This window comes from Pseudoalteromonas sp. SG44-5 (genome assembly GCF_014164175.1).
GTDB classification, from domain to species: Bacteria; Pseudomonadota; Gammaproteobacteria; order Enterobacterales; family Alteromonadaceae; genus Pseudoalteromonas; species Pseudoalteromonas nigrifaciens.
In genome coordinates this window covers 226,648-246,029 of sequence record NZ_JACJES010000003.1, presented here as the reverse complement: position 1 = coordinate 246,029, position 19,382 = coordinate 226,648, and the positions used below count along the sequence as shown (strand labels likewise).

Below are 19,382 nucleotides of genomic sequence, written 5' to 3'. Positions count from 1 at the left end.
CATATGGTTAGTTGTTATTTTTTGGATGGTATATACATTAGTGAAGCAAGGCTAATTTAACGTTAGTTTGCTTTTAGCAAGCAGTACTAATGTTATTGTTAGTATTTAAATATTAGCAATTTTGCATAACTAATCAGTACCACGCAAAACATATAGATTTATAAGGGTTTACCATGAGCACCGAATTTCAGGAATTTAAAAGCAAAATTGAGCATTGTTTGTGCGCACCAGGTGATGGTGTATATACAGTTAACACTGCAAAAGAGCGCAAAGCTGCATTAAGAAATAAGCTTTATGGGCAAACCGAAAACATTGGCCCATTATGGCGTGAGTCGCTTAACGAGTTACCCAATTCGCCGCATAAAGCGGTTATGCTAGGTATTAGCTCAGATTGTGGCGGCGGTATTTTACGTGGCGCAAACTGGGGACCGTTATTTTTACGCTCAGCATTACTTGATCAGCAACCTCAGTGCCGCTCATTCGATTTAGGCGACGTACGCGTTATTCCTCATTTATTACATGATAAATACTTAAACAAAGCCACTATAACCAATTGCCAAAAAGCATTATACGGCAACGAAAATAACGACTATTACGTTAGCCCACTGTCGATCACTGAAGATGTATGCGACAGCTTTTATGCAACATTTGAAAATAAAGGCATTTTTGGTATTGGCGGCGATCATTCAATTAGTTACCCATTAACAAAAGCGTATTTAAAAGCTAAGCGCGCACAAGGCAAGCGTACCGCAATTATTCATTTTGATGCCCATACCGACTTATTGGTTGAGCGCTTAGGCATTGATTTATGTTTTGGCTCTTGGTGTACGCATATTTTAGAGTTTTTACCTGCGCCACATCATTTAATTCAATTTGGTATTCGTTCAAGTGGTAAACCGAAAGAGCATTGGGAAAGCACCTTTGGTGTTAAACAACATTGGGCGCATGAAATTATAGAGCGCGGTGCAGCAGCCGTTGCCGCAGATGCCATTGCCCAGCTTAAAGCCGACAACGTTGACGAAGTGTATGTTAGCTTTGATATTGACGCCCTTGATGAAAAATATGCCTCTGCAACAGGCACACCTGAAGCAAACGGCTTAACGCCACAGCACGCACTGGATATTTTATCAGCCATAGCCGATGAATTTCCGATCACCGGTGCCGATATGATGGAAATTGCGCCTTTTACCGACAGCTCGCTAGTAGGGCAGTCAAGTTCAGAAACCACCTTACGAGAAGGCGCTAAAATTTCGGCGTTTTTGATTAGTGCGATGAACAAGTAATCTTAAAGCAGGTCGAAAGGCCTGCTTATTGTATTGATAATAAAAGCCTTTTAATAAATATTAAATTTAAATTGCCCCGTTTAAAAAAGCGACTATAATCCAGCTGCTTTTGCTATAAAAGCGTATTTTATTGGAGCTATAAATGGGTGATTTAGTCGGGATTGGCTTATTAATCTTGATCAGTGCGTTGTTTGCAATGTCGGAAATTGCGATTGCAGCATCGCGTAAAATAAAATTAAGAGTAATGGCTGATGAGGGCAATGTTCAAGCAGCTGCAGTATTAAAGCTACAAGAACAACCTGGGGCATTTTTTGCCATGATCCAAATAACCCTTAATGCTATTGCTATATTAGGCGGCATTGTGGGTGAGCAAGCACTTTCGCCTTATGTGCAAAATGTTTTGCAGTTTTTTTATCAAGGCCCATTACTGGCACAAATTAGTTTTTTACTGTCGTTTTTAACCATTACTTCACTGTTTATTTTATTTGCAGATTTACTACCTAAACGTTTGGCAATGATTTTGCCAGAGGCCGTTGCTGTGCGCGTGGTAACAATAATGCGCTGGGTTACCTATGCCTTAACGCCCTTGGTATTATTTTTTAATGGTTTAACAAATATTATTTTGCGTATTTTTAAAGTACCAAGCGAGCGCGAAGATATTGTAACCACAGAAGACATTGTTGCCATGATGGATGCAGGTGCAGAATACGGTAGCCTACAGCAACAAGAATACGATTTAATCGGTAACGTATTTGACCTAGAAGCGCGCTTTATATCGAGTGTGATGTCGCCGCGCGACCAAATAGTTTATTTTGATATTAATGAGTCGAGCCATGATATTGCTAACAAAATAATAGAGCATCCACATAATCACTTTTTAGTGTGTAACGATAATTTAGATAAATTAATCGGCTCTGTAGAATCAAAAGATATTTTACGCCAAGTACTTAAAGGCGATGCAGCGAATATTAATAGCGAAATGCTCGAAAAAGATATTTTTTATCTGCCCGAAACCCTCAGTTTATCAGAGGCATTAAATGCGTTTAAAACAGCCGTACAGCCTTTTGCTGTGGTAGTTAACGAATACGCATTAGTAGTAGGCATAGTAACAGTAAAAGATTTAATGAAAGGCTTTATGGGCGACTTAATTACTCACAGCGATGATGAGTTAATAGTTGAGCGCGACCAAAACTCCTGGTTAGTTGATGGTTTAACCCCCATAGTTGAGCTGGCTAAAGTACTTGATATTGATGAGTTTCCTCATCAAAGTCATTACGAAACCGTGGCCGGATATTTAATTTATACCATGAAACGCATTCCAAAACGTGCAGAATATATTCAATACGCCGGCTTTAAATTTGAAGTGGTCGATGTTGAAGGCATTCGGGTTGAGCAGTTACTGGTATCAAAAATAGTACCCACGCCAGAGCCACCGCAAAGCTAAGTACAAACTAAGTTAGCTCGCTATTAGCAAGTAAAAAGTAGCAAGTAAACAGTCAAAATCACAAAGTAAAAACACCTTATTTTATTATTTTAAGGTGTTTTTACTTAGGTTGGTTTGAGCGCAGCGAAGCCCAACGAAAAAAGGCAGCCTCAATTAACATTAGCGTTATGTATTATCGATTACCTAAAAAGCACCGAATGTAGGTCGGATAAGCGAAGCGCCATCCGACACAGTAAAATATCTTACCAATTATTATTATCAGCATTTTATGTTATCGAATGGCTTGAAAGAGAATCGAAGGGGTCAAATCTTGACTTCATACATCACAATTCTTGACTGACCGTTTATCGTTCTATGCAGCTCAACTAAATGTCTATACCAATCACCATTCAAAGCACAACCACGCTGAATTCAGCCCTATTTGGGCTTTACCCAATGCCCTAGGGGAGTTTTGACTGTTAGCAAATAGTCGCTTTAGTCAACCAAATTTACATATGTTTACAGCATTAAATCTAGTTAAAAATAATTCTTAATTAGCATTGGAAAGTGCATGCAAATAATTTAGAATGAACGTTCATTCTAAAGTTTAAATTCAAGTTAAAAGGTAATTTAATATGCAGCGTTCCCGCATCGCGCTATTGGTATTTTCGGCCCTCGTTGGTTCTGTCGTTTTAACTGGTTGTGATCAGGCTGCTGAGCAACCTAAAGCTACTGCTTCTCAAGGCACTCCAGTAGGTGTAGTTACGATAAAAAGCCAAACACTTACACTTAAACAAGAATTACCAGGGCGTGTAAGTGCATATCAAATAGCAGAAATTCGTCCTCAAGTTAGCGGTATTGTGCAATCTCGTTTGTTTACAGAAGGTACGCAAGTAGAAAAAGGCCAAGCGCTATATCAAATAAATCCAGCCATTTTTGAAGCTGAGCTTGCAGCAAGTGAAGCAGCTGTAGCCCGCGCTGAGGCGAGTATTGCCAGCAGTAAATCAAAAGCTGCGCGTTATAAAGAGTTGTTGGCAATTAAAGCTGTAAGTCAGCAAGACTTTGACGAAGCAGATGCAACTGCTAAACAGGCAAAGGCTGAGTTACTTACTGCGAAAGCGCAATTACAGGCTGCACAAATTAATTTAGATTACAGCCATGTAGCATCGCCTATTGGTGGTCAAATTAGTAAATCGAGTGTGACTGTTGGTGCTTTGGTAAGTGCTAATCAAGCAATGGCATTGGCAACAGTAACGCAGCTTGATCCAATTTATGTTGATTTAACACAATCGAGTAATGAGTTAACCAAGCTTAAAAAAGCGTTGTCGTCGGGCTCGTTAAGTGTTGATGCAGATATTCAAACCGAGGTTGAGCTTTATATGGAAGACGGTTCGGTTTATCCGCATAAGGGCACCTTACAGTTTTCAGAAGTAACGGTTAATCCAAGTACGGGTTCGGTAACATTGCGAGCTAAATTTTCTAACCCTGAGAAACTACTTTTACCGGGTATGTATGCCCGTGCATCTATTGTTGAAGGGGTTCAAGAAAATGCTGTTTTGGTTCCGCAGCGTGGTGTAACGCGTAATACCAAAGGCCAGCCAACGGCTATGGTGGTAAGTGAAAATAATACAGTAGAGAGCCGAGTACTAGAGGTTGATAGAACAATAGGTTCGAACTGGTTAGTGACTAAAGGTTTATCTGCTGGTGATAAGTTAATTGTTGAAGGCTTACAAAAAATTCGTCCTGGCGCGCCAGTGATTGTCACTGAAGCAACACCTTTAGCCACTCAAGCGCAATAACGGAGAGTTTAAATGTCACGATATTTTATCGATAAACCGATATTTGCTTGGGTACTCGCTATTATTGTTATGTTAGCGGGTATTTTAGCAGTTAAAAGTTTACCTATTGCACAGTATCCTTCTATTGCACCGCCTGCGATTAGTATTACTGCAAATTACCCAGGTGCATCAGCGCAAACCTTAGAAGACTCTGTAACGCAAGTTATTGAGCAAAAAATGAAAGGGCTAGACGGCTTGTTATATATGTCGTCAACGTCAGAGTCGAGTGGCTCAGCAACGCTTACATTAACGTTTAATGCTGATACAGACCCTGATATTGCTCAGGTTCAAGTACAAAACAAATTAGCAACCGCAACGCCGTTGTTACCAGAGGAAGTACAACGCCAAGGTGTTGTAGTAGCCAAAGCGGCGCGTAACTTTTTATTAGTATTAGGTTTTGTGTCTAAAGATGGCAGCATGACTAATATTGATATTGGTGATTATGTAGCCTCAAACGTGCAAGATATTGTTTCTCGTGTTGATGGTGTAGGTGAAGCGCAGTTATTTGGCTCGCAGTACGCTATGCGTATTTGGTTAGATCCAGCAAAATTACAAAACTTTAAGTTAACGCCAAACGATATTGGCGCGGCAATTACTGCACAAAATGCGCAGGTTTCTGCCGGCCAACTCGGTGGTATGCCTGCGATTGCAGGGCAGCAGTTAAATGCGACAATAACGGCACAAAGCCGTTTGCAAACACCTGATCAGTTTGAAAACATTTTAGTTAAAACCAATAGTGATGGCTCAGTAGTGCGTCTAAAAGATGTAGCTAGAGTAGAACTGGGCGGTGAAAATTATGGTGTAGTTGCACGTTTTAATGGTGATCCGGCTGCGGGTATTGGTATAAAGCTTGCCAGTGGTGCTAACGCACTAGATACCGCAGAGGGCGTTAAAAAAGCATTAGAGGACTTAAAACCGTTTTTTCCTGAAGGTTTAGATGTTGTTATTCCTTACGACACCACACCATTTGTATCTTTGTCGATAGAAAAAGTAGTACACACGTTAATTGAAGCTGTGATACTTGTGTTTGTTGTAATGTATTTGTTTTTACAAAACTTTCGTGCAACGTTAATTCCTACTATTGCAGTACCTGTTGTACTACTGGGTACGTTTGCAATTTTGTATACCTTTGGTTATTCAATCAATACGTTAACTATGTTTGCTATGGTACTTGCCATTGGCCTGTTGGTTGATGATGCGATTGTTGTAGTAGAAAACGTAGAGCGTTTAATGACTGAAGAAAAACTCTCGGCATTAGATGCAACACGTAAATCAATGGACGAAATTAAAGGCGCATTGGTAGGTATTGCTATGGTGCTGTCGGCAGTATTTATTCCGATGGCGTTTTTTAGTGGCTCTACCGGTGTTATTTACCGTCAGTTCTCTATTACTATTGTGTCGGCAATGGGCTTGTCGGTATTAGTGGCGCTTATTTTAACGCCTGCATTATGTGCAACCTTACTTAAGCCAAGCCATGTACACGATAAAACATCATTTATTGGACGTTTTTTCTCTGGCTTTAACCGTGGCTTTGATAAAACAAACCGCGGTGCACAAGGTATTGTTGGGCGTATGATCAGCCAATCAAAGCGCTACTTACTTATTTATGGTGTGCTTGTGGGTGGTATGGTATACGTGTTTTCAAGCTTACCAACTGCTTTTTTACCAGACGAAGACCAAGGTATATTATTTAACCAAGTAATGTTGCCTGCAGGCTCTACCATTGAGCAAACGTTAGGTGTAGTGGAAAAAGTAGAAAACCATTATTTGAATGATCAAGCCGAAGCGGTAAGTTCTATCTTTACGGTAACAGGCTTTAGTTTTGCCGGTTCTGGGCAAAACTCAGCAATTGGTTTTGTGAGCTTAAAGCATTGGGATGAGCGCCAGCGTGACGACTTATCGGTAAATGCAGTAGCAGGTAAAGGGATGGGGTATTTTTCAACCATAAAAGAAGCGTTTGTATTTGCTTTCCCACCACCGGCAATTGTAGAGCTTGGTACAGCTAATGGCTTTAATATGTTTTTACAAGACCGCGTAGGCTTAGGCCATGACGAGCTATTAAATGCACGTAATATGCTATTGGGTATGGCAAGTAAAAGCCCTGTTTTAGCGGGTGTGCGTCCAAATGGCCAAGAAGACATGCCAGAGCTGCAACTTGATATTGACCTTGCAAAAGCGGAAGCATTGGGCGTTACTCAAACCGATATAAATAGTACTTTGTCTACCGCATGGGGTAGCCGCTATGTTAATGACTTTATTGACCGCGGCCGCGTGAAAAAAGTATACATGCAAGGCGAAGCTGATTCGCGCATGGTGCCAGAGGACTTAAATAAGTGGTACGTGCGTAATAATAATGGCGATATGGTGCCGTTTGCAGCATTTGCTAGTTCGCACTGGTCTTACGGCTCACCACGCTTAGAGCGCTACAATGGTTTTTCTGCGATGGAAATTCAAGGTAGTGCAGCACCTGGCTATAGTACAGGGCAGGCTATGGATGAAATGGAGCGTTTAGTTAAGCAATTGCCAAACGGTATTGCCTCTGAGTGGTCGGGTATATCTTATCAAGAACGCTCAAGTGGTGGGCAAGCGCCTTTACTGTATGGCTTGTCGCTGTTGTTTGTATTTTTATGTTTAGCTGCGTTATACGAAAGTTGGTCAGTACCATTTGCTGTAATGATTATTGTGCCACTGGGTATATTTGGTGCGATTATGGCGGCATTAATTGGTAACTTATCAAACGATATTTACTTACAAGTAGGCTTGTTAACCACCATAGGTTTGGCTTCTAAAAACGCGATATTAATAGTTGAATTTGCTATTCATAAAATGGAAGAAGGCCTGAGCTTAGTGGATGCTGCAATAGCTGCTGTTAAACTGCGTTTACGCCCAGTATTAATGACCTCGCTGGCCTTTATTTGTGGTGTTGTACCTTTGGCTATTGCGTCGAGCGCAGGGTCGGGTGCACAAAATGCGCTGGGTATCTCTATTATTGGTGGTACATTAGCTGCCTCTACCTTAGTGGTGTTATTTGTGCCTTTGTTTTTTGTTTTAGTACGTAAAACATTCTCAAGTAAATCGGCAGTAGCAACGAAGGAGAGCGAATAATGAACTTAAAAACATTAGGTTTAAACGCACTTACTTTAGCTGTATTAACGGGGTGCCAACTTGCCCCAGAGCAACAAGAAATAGCTTTACCTGTGCCTGATGCGTATGCATCGGGTGCAGAGCAAGCGCAAGCTACGCAGCTAAATTGGCAGCAGTTTTTTAATGATGAAAAACTGCAAGCGTTAATTGCACAGAGCCTTGAGCATAATAAAGACTTACAAATTGCTGCATTAAATGTGCAGCGCGTGCGTGGCTTATATCAAATAGAAGACTCGGCATTATTTCCATCGCTTGATATAAATGGCTCTGGATCGCGTCAGCGCTTGCCGGGTGATTTATCGAGTACTGGTGAGCCGCGTATTAATTCGCAGTACAGTGCTACCGTAGGTATTACCTCGTATGAGCTTGATATATGGGGCAAGGTGCGCAATCAGTCAGCGCAAGCACTGCAAACCTTATACTCTACGCAGCTGAGCCAATACAGTATGCAAGTGTCGCTTATTGCTGAGCTTGCTAATGCCTGGCTTAACTATGCAACCGACCAGCAGTTATTAGCACTGGCCGAGGAAACCCTAACGTCGCAACAGTCGTCGTTATCACTTACTCAACAAAGTTTTGATTTAGGTGCTGCATCAGCAATTACCCTAGAGCAACTTAAAAGTACGGTTGCTACAGCTAAAGTTGATATAGCAAAGTATAAGCGTTTATTAAAACGCGATAAAAATGCGCTTGATTTACTAGTAGGTAATAGCGTTGCCAGTGATTTTCTGCCAAATGCGTCACTTAATCATTTACTCGACTTACCAGAAGTACCAGTTGGTTTACCGTCTGATTTACTCACGCAACGCCCTGATATTAAAGCGGCTGAGCATCAGTTGTTAGCGGCTAATGCAAATATTGGTATTGCGCGTGCTGCGTTTTACCCAAGTATTAGTTTAACCGCTAATGCGGGTACTGCATCAAGCGACTTAAGTGGTTTATTTGATGGTGGCTCGGGTACGTGGAGTTTTGTACCTACTATTAATTTGCCTATTTTTAATATGGGCCGTAACCAAGCTAATTTAGATGTTGCTAAAGCGGCGCAACAAATAGCGCTTACCACCTATCAGCAAAAAATTCAGCAAGCGTTTCGTGAAGTTGCTGACGTACTTGCAGATAGAGAAGGTTATAACGCCCAGCTAAGCGCACTTGAGCAGTTAGTGCAAAGCCGTCAAGCAACCTTTGATATTTCGCAAGCGCGTTACGACAAAGGTGCCGACAGTTACTTGCAAGTTCTTGATTCGCAAAGAACTTGGTACAGTGCCCAACAGCAGTTAATTACGGGTAAGCAAGCATTACTTGCCAGTAAAATTAACTTATACAAAGCAGTTGGCGGCGGTTGGCAAGTTACCTCACCAGCGGTGCAAGATTAAGTAGTCTATATGGTCTATAGCTTTTGCTATAGGCCATCACTAGAATGTTAAATTTATAATACTTCTAATTTAACAGCGCTTTATTTGCTGTAACTAAATATTTAGATGCAATTGGTTTTTATAATAGACAGGTTAAATAGTGGAGTTGTAAGTGACCCATAAAAGTAAAAGACATGCAGATCCTGCATTAGTCGAAGCACGGCGCACACAAGTACTAGATGCTGCAGCAGACTGCTTTCGTCGCAAAGGCTATCATGGGGCAGGCATGGCTGAAATTGCAAGAACTGCGGGTATGAGTGCCGGCCATATCTATAACTACTTTGAAAGTAAAGAAGCAATAATAGAGAGTATTATTGAGCAAGATATGCAAGAAATGTTTTCTATATTTCAAGAATTTGAAGAGCAGCCTGGCGATATCCTCACAATACTTTTAGGCAGTTTGCACAAAGGAGTGCAAAGGCATATGGATACCGGGGCGTGTGTAATCGATTTAGACATGATGGCAGAAGCGGCCAGAAACAATAAAGTGGCTACGTTACTACACGAGGCTGATACCCAAGCGCGCGATAGAATGAGACAGTTATTAATTAGCGATAGAAGCTTGTTAAAATCACACTCAGAGCAAGAACTCGATAGCCGTATTAATGTTATTTTTTCGATGATGGCGGGCTTATTTCTTCGAAAAATGCTCTACCCAGAACTCACCGAAGAAACAGTATTAATAGCACTTCGCCCAGCGATGAAAACGCTACTCATGCCTTTTGAAGTGCATGACGAAGTACTGTAAAAAGTACTGTAAAAAGTACTATAAAAAGTACTCAAAATTGGTATTAGGGCGGTTACAGGTTAAAACCGCTCGACTGACCATTGTAATGCAATCAGTGCTATAGCAAATGAACCCACCGGCATTAACCATTTTTTATACCACTGATAGCCTCTTATGCTGATTAACACCGGCAATGCTATGAGTAAAATACTGAGCTGACCAATTTCTACCCCTAAGTTAAATGCTACAATACTCAATAGCTGATAATCGCTCGACAACCCCAACTCACCCAATACACTGGCAAACCCCATGCCGTGCAATAAACCAAAGGCAAATGTTACCCAACCTAAACGTAATACCAGTGGCCATACATTATTAAGTGCAGCAAAAAGTACTGATAGGGCAATACCTAGCTCTACCCAGCGGCTATTTGGCGATACTAAATTCATAGCGGTTGCAGTAAGCGTAATTGAATGGGCTAGGGTAAAGGCGGTAACTATCCACGCGGTGTGTTTAATAATTTGTTTTTTTGAGCTAATACCTTGCCATTGTTTTTCGGTGCGGGTAAGTACGCAGGTAAGTAATAAGGCGATTAAAAATAAAATATGATCAATACCAATCCAAATATGCAATATTCCTTGATATACATATTGATTAAAGGTGCTTAAGTAGCTTGATTGGCTAAAATTAAATGTTTGTTTTGCGTTAGCTGCGCTAAACACTCGCGATAAATTATTAATATTTACAATGGCTTTGTGGTTACCATCGGTATTAAAAAAGGCGCTGTAATGTAAGCTAGTTTCAGTTTGATCAGCGCAGCTAAACAGCAGCGGTATTACTAAATAGGGTTGATTAAAGTGACTATCTAATTGATACGCCCCTTGGGTAGAGAGCGTGCATGCCTGTTGTTGCTGAATTAGCTGTAAATTAGCATACACAAAACTATTAATAGAGCTGCGTTTGGCTTTTATTTCAGCCCAGGTTATTTGTTTATCGTTATTAATATCGAGCGCCACGACTTGCTCTAAATCGGTTATATTTACTTGCCACTGACCACTATATTGATTTTGGCTAGCAGCGGTATTATTTAAAGTTATATAGCCGGTACTTAACTGATGAGCAAAGCTATTAGTGGCCACTAAACTCGTTGCTAAAGGGAGAATAAATACACAAAATGTTTTCATAGTGTTGCTCGCTGCATGGCTTTGGCTTGTATTAATAATTGCTTATCGGTGCTCATTTTAGCTTGTTGCCAATTTATATTGGCCCAGTACAGAGCTTTATCACTATTTGGCGCTACTGCAATATAATAGTGGGCTAGATCACTGGCATGAAAGGTATCTTGACGCAGTTCGCGCAGCGCCACACGGCTTTTCATCATTGTTTGCCACTTTGTACTAACCGCATTAGTATTTTTTTCAGCAATAGCCAACCTGAGTAGAATAGCATCTTCTAAATTACTGTTATCTGTTAGCAAACCAGCTAAAGTATTGAGCACTTGCTGCGTGTTATTAAGTGCTAATTGAGTATCGGCCCACAGTACAATAAGGCTCACCGGCGCAGACTGTAAATCGACATGGCTAATGTAGCTCAGCGCAGTTTGGTAATTATTTAATCGATAGCTCATTTCACTTAGTACATGGGCAGTGGCTAAGCTAATATTTTTATTATGGGTAATCTTTTTTAATGCATTATAACTTTGTATTAGTTGCTCTTGCTGGCTTTGTACATCTAACACGCAAGTACTTACGGTAATAAGGCTTACTTGCCCAATTAATGCCGTACAATGCCCTTTGGCAGCAGTAAATTCACCTTTGGTCATGTAAATATTAGCCAGTAATAAATGACTATTACTGTGATTTGGCTCAGCAACTAATACTTCAGTGGCAATTTTAATTGCAGCATCAAATCGGTGCTCTTTTTGTAGTACTCGTGCATATAAATAACCAATTAGTGGAGTGGGGTTTTGGTTATACAAAGTTGCTAAATGTGTTTTTAACACACCTTGCAAACGTTCAGTTTGCCCAGCATATTGGCTATTTATAACTAGTTCGTTTATTTCAGCAACAGACAGTTGAGCTACTATATTTGAGTTGCTAGGGGCAATAATTGCATTATCGGCGGGGGTAAAAGCGCTGGCAAATACATTGCTTGAAAATAACATACCCATAAGTAGCAAAATTAATTTAGTGTAAGGTAATTGCATTTTATAGTCCTTTTGAAAAAGCCATCCGTGGCCTGTCAGCTTTGATTATGACTTACTGATTAATTACCTGTTGCAGGGTGGAGGCCACCGACATCTGTTTCGGTGTTGGTAAATACCCGGCCGTTAATAGACAGTGGCTCAGCGTTAGCAGGTTGATTAAATGCATCGGTTGCAAACTGAGCAAAGTCGACTTGCAACGCTTCAATAGTAATACTTATCGTTGCTGTTACTTGGTTGTTAACCCCATCAGACACACCAAACATAAAGCTATCTGACCCTGTTTGTTCTTTATTGGGCGTGTAGGTGTATGTGCCATCGGTATTTACAACTACGCTGCCGAGTGTGGGCTGTGTTGTTATGCTATAGGCAAGTGTGTCGCCATCGGCATCTGCTGCGTCAAGCATGTCGTTAATAGCCACCTCAGTTTGCGTGGTAACCATGGCATCGCTTGCTGTGGGAGCAACATTAACAGCCACTGTTGGCTCGTTGTCATTATCGCTACCACAGCCGCTCATTGCTAAAACACTTATAAGCAAATATGCCTGTGTATATTTTAAATTACGCATTGTTTTACTCCTTATTTAGAACCCGCAAGTGGGGTAGTAAGGTAGGGAAAGCTTGCATCCATCATAGTGGCATTTACAGGTGCACCATCGGTAAATTGCACAGTACCTACTTCAGCATCCTCTGGTTTACAAAGCCCTAAATCAGTGTCTACGCCTGCTACCGGGATAGGATGACATAAACGACCCATAACAACTCTTAGTGCTATATCAACAACGTCATCACCTGGGCGACGGCCATTTGGAAATCCGGCTAAATCATTACCTGCTACCCCAAATGTTGATTGTTCAGCTTGTGCTGTTGCTGCAATTTTAGTGTTTAAACGCAGCATTTCTGATGGCGTTACTGTTGTTTGCTGGTTAACACCGGCAAAACCAGTTAAAAATGCGGTTATAAGGTCATTACGTGGAAAGTTTGTAGGTGCAAGCGTTGCAAAATTTGTCCCTAGGGTGGTATTAACCGCATCTTTAAATAAAATATTTAATAGTTCAGGCAGTGAAGGATGCGACACATAATCTAAAAATTGGCCATCATCTTTAGGATGCGCAGTAGAGAAGGTGTCTTTATCTTTAATACCAATTACTAGTTCATTAACCAGTGGGTTACCTAAACGCGAAACTTGCGTTAATGCGCCGCCGTTAACTGCGTTATTTGCAAACTTAGCATTAGGATTTAAAATACGCGCTTGCGGTAAGCTTGCTGTTGTCCACGAACCAATTACGCCATTACCTGAGCCAACCACACAGCTTTTAGGTACTTCAATTGCTATAGAGGTAATGTTTTTATCAGCTAAATCATCGTTATCTGCCGATTGTATTATGCCACCAGGAAAGCCCGAGCCATCACCAGCACCCGCAGCACTGTCGCCTTCAACGGGTACGTAGTTTACTAAATCAAAGGTTTTGCCTAGGTTAACTACAAAAGGGTCTTTACGTTGACCAACGAACACTTTAGCCATGCCATCACAGTTCGCAATAGCGACTTGATACATAAATTGGTCGGCATACATTTGGTAATCTTGCTTTGAGGTAAAGGTTTTATTACCTACATAATCAAGCGGTTTATTAAAAGTAGTTGAGCTAGTAGTAGTGTTACTAAGCTGTACGCTAGTGCCTGTTTTTTGCGGGCCGCTGATCATTCTTACGGTGTAAGATTCACTAAAGTTAGCAGCACTATCATTACCTGCCGTAATACCGCCGACATTTTTTAGTGGTACAGATACAGTACGCTGATTGCCCTCAGGGCCTACGGTTAATTGCACACCTTGATTATTATTAGGCAACATACTTTTAAAGTTAAACGCAAAAGTAATATCTTCAACAGCGTCACCATCGTTATCAATGTGAATGCTGTAAGTAGCATCAGGATCCATGGCAAAGTAATTAGGACCACCGTAGGCATCTTGCAATGGAATGTAATTAGCAATCAAGGTAACAAAGTCACCACGACCTTGCTCATAACTATTAAAAACATAAAAGTCGGTAGAGTCTAATGTTGGAAAGCGACTAATATTAGGCGCTTCTCTGTGGCTTGATGCTTCACTTGGTGCACTTACAAAAGTAGCACATATAACAACTGCGAGTATTGATGGAGTAAAAGCTTTCATGACTTTGTCCTTTAGTTTTTGATTGAAGTCATTAGTAATACGAGGCAGGGTTTAAATTGGACGCAGGGAAGTTAATTTATTTTTAATTAATGTGCTTTATTTGTTAATCATTGCTATTTTTAGCTCTAATACCTTATTACTGAGAAAAGATAAAAGAGCTGTTTTTAGTAATTTATAAAAGTACTAATTCAGTAGTATAGAGTACTTCGCTTGGCTCGCCGTTTGGCGAGCCGCCAATAGGTTCTAAACTTACAGCCAATAGAGCAACATTACTGGCTTTAAAAAGGCTGTTTTTAGCTAGCGTTTTGCTACCTGTTTTAGGGAGTAAGCCCAGCGATATTGGTGCGTCTTGGTCTTTTAGTATCATCCACAGCTCATAGTCTTTATCTGTTTTAGCCACAAGCTGACTACTTGCCTTAATTGATAAAGCCTGCTCATTAACATCAATAAACCATAACGGTTGCTGCGCTTTATTTTGCACTAATGCAATTTGCTGAATATTGCTAACATTAGTGGCCGGTTGCATTACTAAAAAGGCTAATACAATTGAAGCTGCTGTAGCAACAAGCGACCAAGTGCGCCAAATTGAAGGTTGTGTACGAATTATTGTTTTCGTTGGTTGGGGCTGGTTTTCAATTTGTTGTAATATTTTTGGCCATAAGTCGTCACTTGGTGCTAGTGGCGTAATAGCGCTGGCTAAATTATTTAAATTTTGCTCCCACATTGTTGTGGCCTCACGTGCTTTGCTGGAGTTGAGGAGTAATCGCTGAAAACGCTTACGGGTTGAGCTTGATAGCGTACCAAGTACATATTGCCCTGCAAGTGCATTTAATACCTCGGGTTTATTATAATTCATAGGGTTAAACACCTTTGTAGCTGAACTAGTCCACGGCGGATCCAACTTTTTACCGTACCTAAAGGCGTGTCGATATGTTCAACTAATTCACTGTGGCTTAAGCCTTTGTAATAGGCCAAGTGAATCGCTTGTTTTTGCTGTGGCTCTAATTGCTCTATACAGCTTACGAGTTTGGTGTTTTCGGCATAACTTACCTCAATATCGTGCTCGTTTATATCGTCGTCGCCTAGTGATTGCTCCTTGCGCACTTTGTTGTAGCGCAGCGCATCAAGGCTTCGGTATCTAACAATGCTGATCATCCAGCTAATAACCGTTCCCTTAGATGAATTATACTCAGATGCGTTATGCCAAATTTTAATAAAAGCTTCTTGCAATACTTCTTCCGCATGCGCTCTGTTTGTTAACATATTTAAAGTTATAGCAAATAATTTTCCGCTGGTTTGCTGATAAAGATTAGCGAATGCGTGTTTATCGCCTTGAGCGGTTGAACACAAAAGGGGGAGTAAATCGTCGTTTTCCATGATTACCTTAATATTTTTATTATTAGTTAAATAAACGTGTGAGAGTTGTTTGTGGATGCAAAAACATGCTTAGATGTGCTTATAGATTAGCTGTAATACAGCTCAATACAAGTAAACAAAGAGTATTGCTGTTACTTTATACCAGTGTGAACAATTGACCTACTATAGTGTAAAAATAGCTACGGTTTATAAGTGGGCTAAAAAAAGGCTTAATAAATAAAAGTTAAAATGTTAATTATCAATAATATAACTAACGAGGAATAAGTGAATGCTGGCGTGAAATTTGCTCTTACAATATCAAGGCATGATTAATAAATATAACAACAACGAGCATATATTATAAAAGGAGAACATATGTGGGCTGCAATTAGTTACTTACTATTGGCATTTATACTCATATTTATTGGCTGGGAAGTTAACTCAATTTACTTTTCGATTGTATTTTATTGGAGTGCATTGTCACTACTTTTAGTGGGGGGCGCTTATATATTCGATATAGCAAAAGTGTTTAGAAAACGAGAAAACGGCGTTATCCCTTTTTATATTCGCTGGGCGTTTATTCCTTTTTTATTTGGCGCACAATTATACAATGCGTGGGCTCGTAAGCACGATAAAGTGCCGCCTATTCAAAAGATTAATGAACATTTGTTTTTGGCATGTCGATTATTTCCCTCTGACATAGATACGCTAAAAGAAAACGGTATTACCGCAATACTTGATGTAACGTGCGAGTTTGACGGTTTAGAGTGGAGCTCTACGCAAGAAAACATTAATTATTTAAACATTCCGGTACTCGATCATAGCGTTCCTACGCATTCGCAGTTAAACCAAGCAATTAATTGGATCCATCATCATGTACAAAAAGATCGCCGTGTGGTGGTGCATTGTGCTTTAGGGCGCGGGCGCTCTGTGTTTGTAATGGCGGCCTACTTGCTTAGCCAAAATAAAGATGCCGATGTGCATCAAATACTGGCACAAATAAAAGAAACTCGCGAGACAGCTAATCTTAATAAACGCCAATTACATCACTTAGCTAAGCGCCATAAAAAAGGTGAGTTAGTAATTAAAAACAAAGCATTTTTGATTGCAAATCCAGTGTCGGGCACAAAAATGTGGCAAGACAAACAACACCTAATTATTGCTAGTTTATCGGCTTATTACGACTTAACCGTATTAACAACCTCAAAAGAAGTTAACGGCGTAGCGCTTGCTAAACAGGCAATAAAAGAGCAGCCAGATATTATTATTGCTTGTGGTGGTGACGGCACAGTGACAGAAGTGGCCAGTGTATTAGTGCACACTAAATGCAGGTTGGGTATTATTCCGCTAGGCACGGCTAACGCATTAGCGCATGTGTTAATGGGCATAAAATCAAAATTTATTCCTGTTGAACAAGCCTGTGATTTAATTATTGATGGGCAAACAAGTTTAATCGACACAGCTTATTGTAACGACGAGCTAATGTTACTACTGGCAGGAATTGGCTTTGAACACTCCATGATTGAAAAAGCCGACCGTGAAGCTAAAAACAAATCTGGGCAACTGGCCTATTTAAATGGTTTTTTACAAGCTTTTGGTGAACAAAAAGCACAAGTATTAACAATAAAGCTTGATGATAACGAACCAACGCAAGTAAGTACCAATAGTTTTATTGTTGCTAATGCCGCACCCTTTACTACTTTGCTAGCTCAAGGTGGCGGGCAGCCCGATCATAGTGACGGGCTTCTTGATGTGAATTGGTTAATACCCAATAAAGAAAATGGCACTACAGTACTGAGTATTGCCGAGCTTATGTTTAGCAGCATTACACAAACACATTTAGCTATTAATTCGCATCATACAAATGCTAAAAGAGTGGAAGTAAGTGCAGAGCAAGAGATTAAATACGTAGTAGATGGAGAGGTGAAAACTTCTAACAAATTAGTTATTACAATTTCACCTGGATCATTAAACGTTATTTGCAAAGAACAGCTAGATAAATAATACACGGCTATAAAACGGCGTTATTACACGCCGTTTTATTATTTATTTTTTGATCGAAGGCCAAACAAAGCCCGATGTATCAGGTGCTCTATCGGAAGTGGGCCTTGGTGCACTTTTGGGTCTACGAATTGGCTTGTTATTTATGGTATGAATATAAAGTGCTTCTACTTTATCTCGTGCCCATGGGGTTTTACGCAAAAATTTTAAGCTCGATTTAATGCTTGGTGCATCAGTAAAGCATTTAATTTTAACCTGTTCACCCAAAGTTCTCCAGCCAAGTCGTTGCTCTAACTCAACAAGTATTTGTTCTAACGTTACCCCATGTAAAGGGTTTTTAGGTTGATTATCCATAGCTACACTACTTATTTAAACTGCGCATAGTGTAACTTAATTCACTCGTAGAGGCTAATTCACTGTAATTGTAGCGGGCTTAGTAGGGTAAATAGCATTGCCTTGTTTGTCGAGTTTAAGCCAAATTAGTTGACTGTTGTTATGTTGTACAAATTTAGCTCCGCAAATAAGCGTAAATGAGTGTATTTGTATTAACGCTCCTTCGCTGTAGCGTTTATTGTCGTACCAACAACTTGTGTCGGTATTTACAAACTGATTAGCATCGATAACAGAGTGGGTTTATTGTATTAGCATGGCTGAGTAGCGAATAGCTTAAGCAGCTAATATAAAAACATAAGATTAATAAATGGCGCATTTTAGTCTCAAATTGTCGCAGGTTTAAAAATAATACACTAAGCTAAAAAACATGCTAGGGTAAGGTATACACAAACACCATAAAAATGCGTAATTGGGTATTTTATAGCACCTTAACATTAGACTGCTGCTTATAGAAAAGGCGCTTTCTTGACTTGGGTATATTTATATTTAGTAAAACACAGAACAATAAATAGGTGAAAATATATGCAATTTAACCAAACAATGATCGATGAATTTACACTATTAGCTAAATTTCCGCGTGAAAGTAAAATGCAGGGAATTAAACTTCATTCAGACGCAGAGCCTAGCTTGTTAAGCGCCGCACAACGTTTATTTGATAAAGGAATTATAGATAGCCCAGATGGCGGTTATTTAACTGATCTGGGCTTAGAATTAATTGACCATGTAACTGTGGTGCACAGTGCCTTACAAGGCTAATTTTCTGGGTTAATTACCTAGGCTAATTATTTAGACTAGGTTGCATCAGGTTGATTTTGTGGTGCGGCATCAATAAATGCATCGAGCTTATTACAACGCTCATAAATGGCTGCTATTTTAGGATATGCGGCCATATTTACATTAAAACGAATAGCATTAAATACCTGCGGTACTAAGCACACATCGGCAAGGCTTGGTTGCTCACCCACACAAAAAGCGTTATTACGATCAAGTAGATGCTCTACTTTTTCAAACCCTACTTCTACCCAGTGGCGATACCAAGTGTTTTTAGCCTCATCGTCTACCCCTAGTTCGTTACTTAAATACTTGAGTACGCGTAAATTATCTAACGGATGAATGTCGCAGGCTATGGCGTAACTTAAATTACGGATTTGTGCTTTTTGCCACGCGTTACCAAATAATAATGGCGTTGTGTTTGGATGGCTTTCTTCAAGATACTCTAAAATAGCCAGAGATTGCCCAAGCACACCGTCAGCTGTTTCAAGTGCTGGGAGTAAACCTTGTGGATTTTTATCTAAGTAGGCTGCACCTAATTGTTCAGACTTTAGTAAATTAACACCAACCAATTCGTGATCAATGTTTTTTAAGTTAAGCGCAATACGCACCCGGTATGCGGCAGATGAGCGAAAATAACTATAAAGTTTCATGGTTT

Annotated in this window: 17 protein-coding genes; 8 read left to right on the top strand and 9 right to left on the bottom strand. The window is 40.1% G+C overall.

The genetic code is table 11. The features are described 5' to 3' along the window. The first annotated feature begins 173 nt into the window (after positions 1-173). From H5079_RS05730 to H5079_RS05705, 6 genes are all read left to right on the top strand, one after another. Positions 174-1,283 (top strand): arginase family protein, encoded by a 1,110-nt coding sequence (locus H5079_RS05730; protein ID WP_179807156.1) that lies wholly within the window; start codon positions 174-176, stop codon positions 1,281-1,283. A gap of 142 nt (positions 1,284-1,425) precedes the next feature. Beyond that, positions 1,426-2,727, top strand: coding sequence for a hemolysin family protein (locus H5079_RS05725; protein ID WP_011329947.1), 1,302 nt, complete (start codon positions 1,426-1,428; stop codon positions 2,725-2,727). A 614-nt stretch (positions 2,728-3,341) separates the two neighbouring features. Further along, a complete protein-coding gene (locus tag H5079_RS05720) occupies positions 3,342-4,505 on the top strand; it encodes an efflux RND transporter periplasmic adaptor subunit (RefSeq protein WP_179807154.1) in 1,164 nt (387 codons plus the stop codon). 12 nt (positions 4,506-4,517) lie between these two features. Further along, positions 4,518-7,649, top strand: a complete 3,132-nt coding sequence (locus tag H5079_RS05715) for an efflux RND transporter permease subunit (protein ID WP_182683665.1) — start codon at positions 4,518-4,520, stop codon at positions 7,647-7,649. Continuing rightward, complete coding sequence (locus tag H5079_RS05710; protein WP_182683664.1) at positions 7,649-9,061, top strand: efflux transporter outer membrane subunit; 1,413 nt, start codon at positions 7,649-7,651, stop codon at positions 9,059-9,061. The genes H5079_RS05715 and H5079_RS05710 overlap by 1 nt, the downstream gene beginning before the upstream one ends. A 151-nt stretch (positions 9,062-9,212) precedes the next feature. Continuing rightward, the gene (locus H5079_RS05705) at positions 9,213-9,848 is read left to right on the top strand and encodes a TetR/AcrR family transcriptional regulator (RefSeq protein WP_011329955.1); all 636 of its coding nucleotides are present in this window, start codon (positions 9,213-9,215) and stop codon (positions 9,846-9,848) included. A gap of 59 nt (positions 9,849-9,907) precedes the next feature. Here H5079_RS05705 and H5079_RS05700 read toward each other — a convergent pair whose 3' ends face one another. The 6 genes from H5079_RS05700 to H5079_RS05675 all read right to left on the bottom strand — a co-directional run bounded on the left by H5079_RS05700 (position 9,908) and on the right by H5079_RS05675 (position 15,580). Next, positions 9,908-11,011 (bottom strand): HupE/UreJ family protein, encoded by a 1,104-nt coding sequence (locus H5079_RS05700; protein ID WP_182683663.1) that lies wholly within the window; start codon positions 11,009-11,011, stop codon positions 9,908-9,910. Further along, positions 11,008-12,033, bottom strand: coding sequence for a M48 family metallopeptidase (locus tag H5079_RS05695; RefSeq protein WP_089369204.1), 1,026 nt, complete (start codon positions 12,031-12,033; stop codon positions 11,008-11,010). The genes H5079_RS05700 and H5079_RS05695 overlap by 4 nt, the downstream gene beginning before the upstream one ends. A 59-nt stretch (positions 12,034-12,092) precedes the next feature. Next, positions 12,093-12,599: an Ig-like domain-containing protein gene (locus tag H5079_RS05690; protein WP_089369205.1), complete on the bottom strand. Its 507-nt coding sequence runs from the start codon at positions 12,597-12,599 to the stop codon at positions 12,093-12,095. Positions 12,600-12,610: 11 nt separating this feature from the next. Next, a complete protein-coding gene (locus H5079_RS05685; RefSeq protein WP_182683662.1) occupies positions 12,611-14,203 on the bottom strand; it encodes a DUF4331 domain-containing protein in 1,593 nt (530 codons plus the stop codon). Between the two features lie 172 nt (positions 14,204-14,375). Beyond that, positions 14,376-15,059 (bottom strand): anti-sigma factor domain-containing protein, encoded by a 684-nt coding sequence (locus tag H5079_RS05680; RefSeq protein ID WP_182683661.1) that lies wholly within the window; start codon positions 15,057-15,059, stop codon positions 14,376-14,378. Next, complete coding sequence (locus tag H5079_RS05675) at positions 15,056-15,580, bottom strand: sigma-70 family RNA polymerase sigma factor (RefSeq protein WP_011329961.1); 525 nt, start codon at positions 15,578-15,580, stop codon at positions 15,056-15,058. The genes H5079_RS05680 and H5079_RS05675 overlap by 4 nt, the downstream gene beginning before the upstream one ends. A gap of 354 nt (positions 15,581-15,934) precedes the next feature. Here H5079_RS05675 and H5079_RS05670 point away from each other — a divergent pair, with 354 nt between their 5' ends. Then, complete coding sequence (locus tag H5079_RS05670) at positions 15,935-17,563, top strand: diacylglycerol kinase family protein (protein ID WP_011329962.1); 1,629 nt, start codon at positions 15,935-15,937, stop codon at positions 17,561-17,563. Positions 17,564-17,605: 42 nt separating this feature from the next. Here the strand turns inward: H5079_RS05670 and H5079_RS05665 are convergent, their stop codons facing one another. Together H5079_RS05665 and H5079_RS18420 are read right to left on the bottom strand one after the other, a co-directional pair. Next, on the bottom strand, positions 17,606-17,914 hold the full coding sequence (locus H5079_RS05665; protein ID WP_011329963.1) for a VF530 family DNA-binding protein: 309 nt from the start codon (positions 17,912-17,914) through the stop codon (positions 17,606-17,608). A gap of 54 nt (positions 17,915-17,968) precedes the next feature. Then, positions 17,969-18,181 (bottom strand): DUF1496 domain-containing protein, encoded by a 213-nt coding sequence (locus H5079_RS18420; RefSeq protein ID WP_310736333.1) that lies wholly within the window; start codon positions 18,179-18,181, stop codon positions 17,969-17,971. 294 nt (positions 18,182-18,475) lie between these two features. Between H5079_RS18420 and H5079_RS05655 the strand changes: the two genes are divergently transcribed. Further along, complete coding sequence (locus tag H5079_RS05655; protein ID WP_011329965.1) at positions 18,476-18,709, top strand: TIGR02647 family protein; 234 nt, start codon at positions 18,476-18,478, stop codon at positions 18,707-18,709. A gap of 35 nt (positions 18,710-18,744) precedes the next feature. On the opposite strand, the gene maiA is transcribed toward H5079_RS05655, so the two are convergent. Next, positions 18,745-19,377 carry a maleylacetoacetate isomerase gene (gene maiA / locus H5079_RS05650; RefSeq protein ID WP_182683660.1) on the bottom strand — a complete coding sequence of 211 codons (633 nt, stop codon included), beginning with the start codon at positions 19,375-19,377 and terminating at the stop codon, positions 18,745-18,747. Positions 19,378-19,382 lie beyond the last annotated feature (5 nt).

Coding starts and splice junctions, on each gene's coding strand:
- H5079_RS05720 (WP_179807154.1), top strand. CDS start 3,342: ATGCAGCGTTCCCGCATCGCGCTATTGGTATTTTCGGCCCTCGTTGGT.
- H5079_RS05675 (WP_011329961.1), bottom strand. CDS start 15,580: ATGGAAAACGACGATTTACTCCCCCTTTTGTGTTCAACCGCTCAAGGC.
- H5079_RS05655 (WP_011329965.1), top strand. CDS start 18,476: ATGCAATTTAACCAAACAATGATCGATGAATTTACACTATTAGCTAAA.
- maiA (WP_182683660.1), bottom strand. CDS start 19,377: ATGAAACTTTATAGTTATTTTCGCTCATCTGCCGCATACCGGGTGCGT.
- H5079_RS05710 (WP_182683664.1), top strand. CDS start 7,649: ATGAACTTAAAAACATTAGGTTTAAACGCACTTACTTTAGCTGTATTA.
- H5079_RS05670 (WP_011329962.1), top strand. CDS start 15,935: ATGTGGGCTGCAATTAGTTACTTACTATTGGCATTTATACTCATATTT.
- H5079_RS05715 (WP_182683665.1), top strand. CDS start 4,518: ATGTCACGATATTTTATCGATAAACCGATATTTGCTTGGGTACTCGCT.
- H5079_RS05725 (WP_011329947.1), top strand. CDS start 1,426: ATGGGTGATTTAGTCGGGATTGGCTTATTAATCTTGATCAGTGCGTTG.
- H5079_RS05665 (WP_011329963.1), bottom strand. CDS start 17,914: ATGGATAATCAACCTAAAAACCCTTTACATGGGGTAACGTTAGAACAA.
- H5079_RS05690 (WP_089369205.1), bottom strand. CDS start 12,599: ATGCGTAATTTAAAATATACACAGGCATATTTGCTTATAAGTGTTTTA.
- H5079_RS05695 (WP_089369204.1), bottom strand. CDS start 12,033: ATGCAATTACCTTACACTAAATTAATTTTGCTACTTATGGGTATGTTA.
- H5079_RS05680 (WP_182683661.1), bottom strand. CDS start 15,059: ATGAATTATAATAAACCCGAGGTATTAAATGCACTTGCAGGGCAATAT.
- H5079_RS05700 (WP_182683663.1), bottom strand. CDS start 11,011: ATGAAAACATTTTGTGTATTTATTCTCCCTTTAGCAACGAGTTTAGTG.
- H5079_RS05685 (WP_182683662.1), bottom strand. CDS start 14,203: ATGAAAGCTTTTACTCCATCAATACTCGCAGTTGTTATATGTGCTACT.
- H5079_RS05730 (WP_179807156.1), top strand. CDS start 174: ATGAGCACCGAATTTCAGGAATTTAAAAGCAAAATTGAGCATTGTTTG.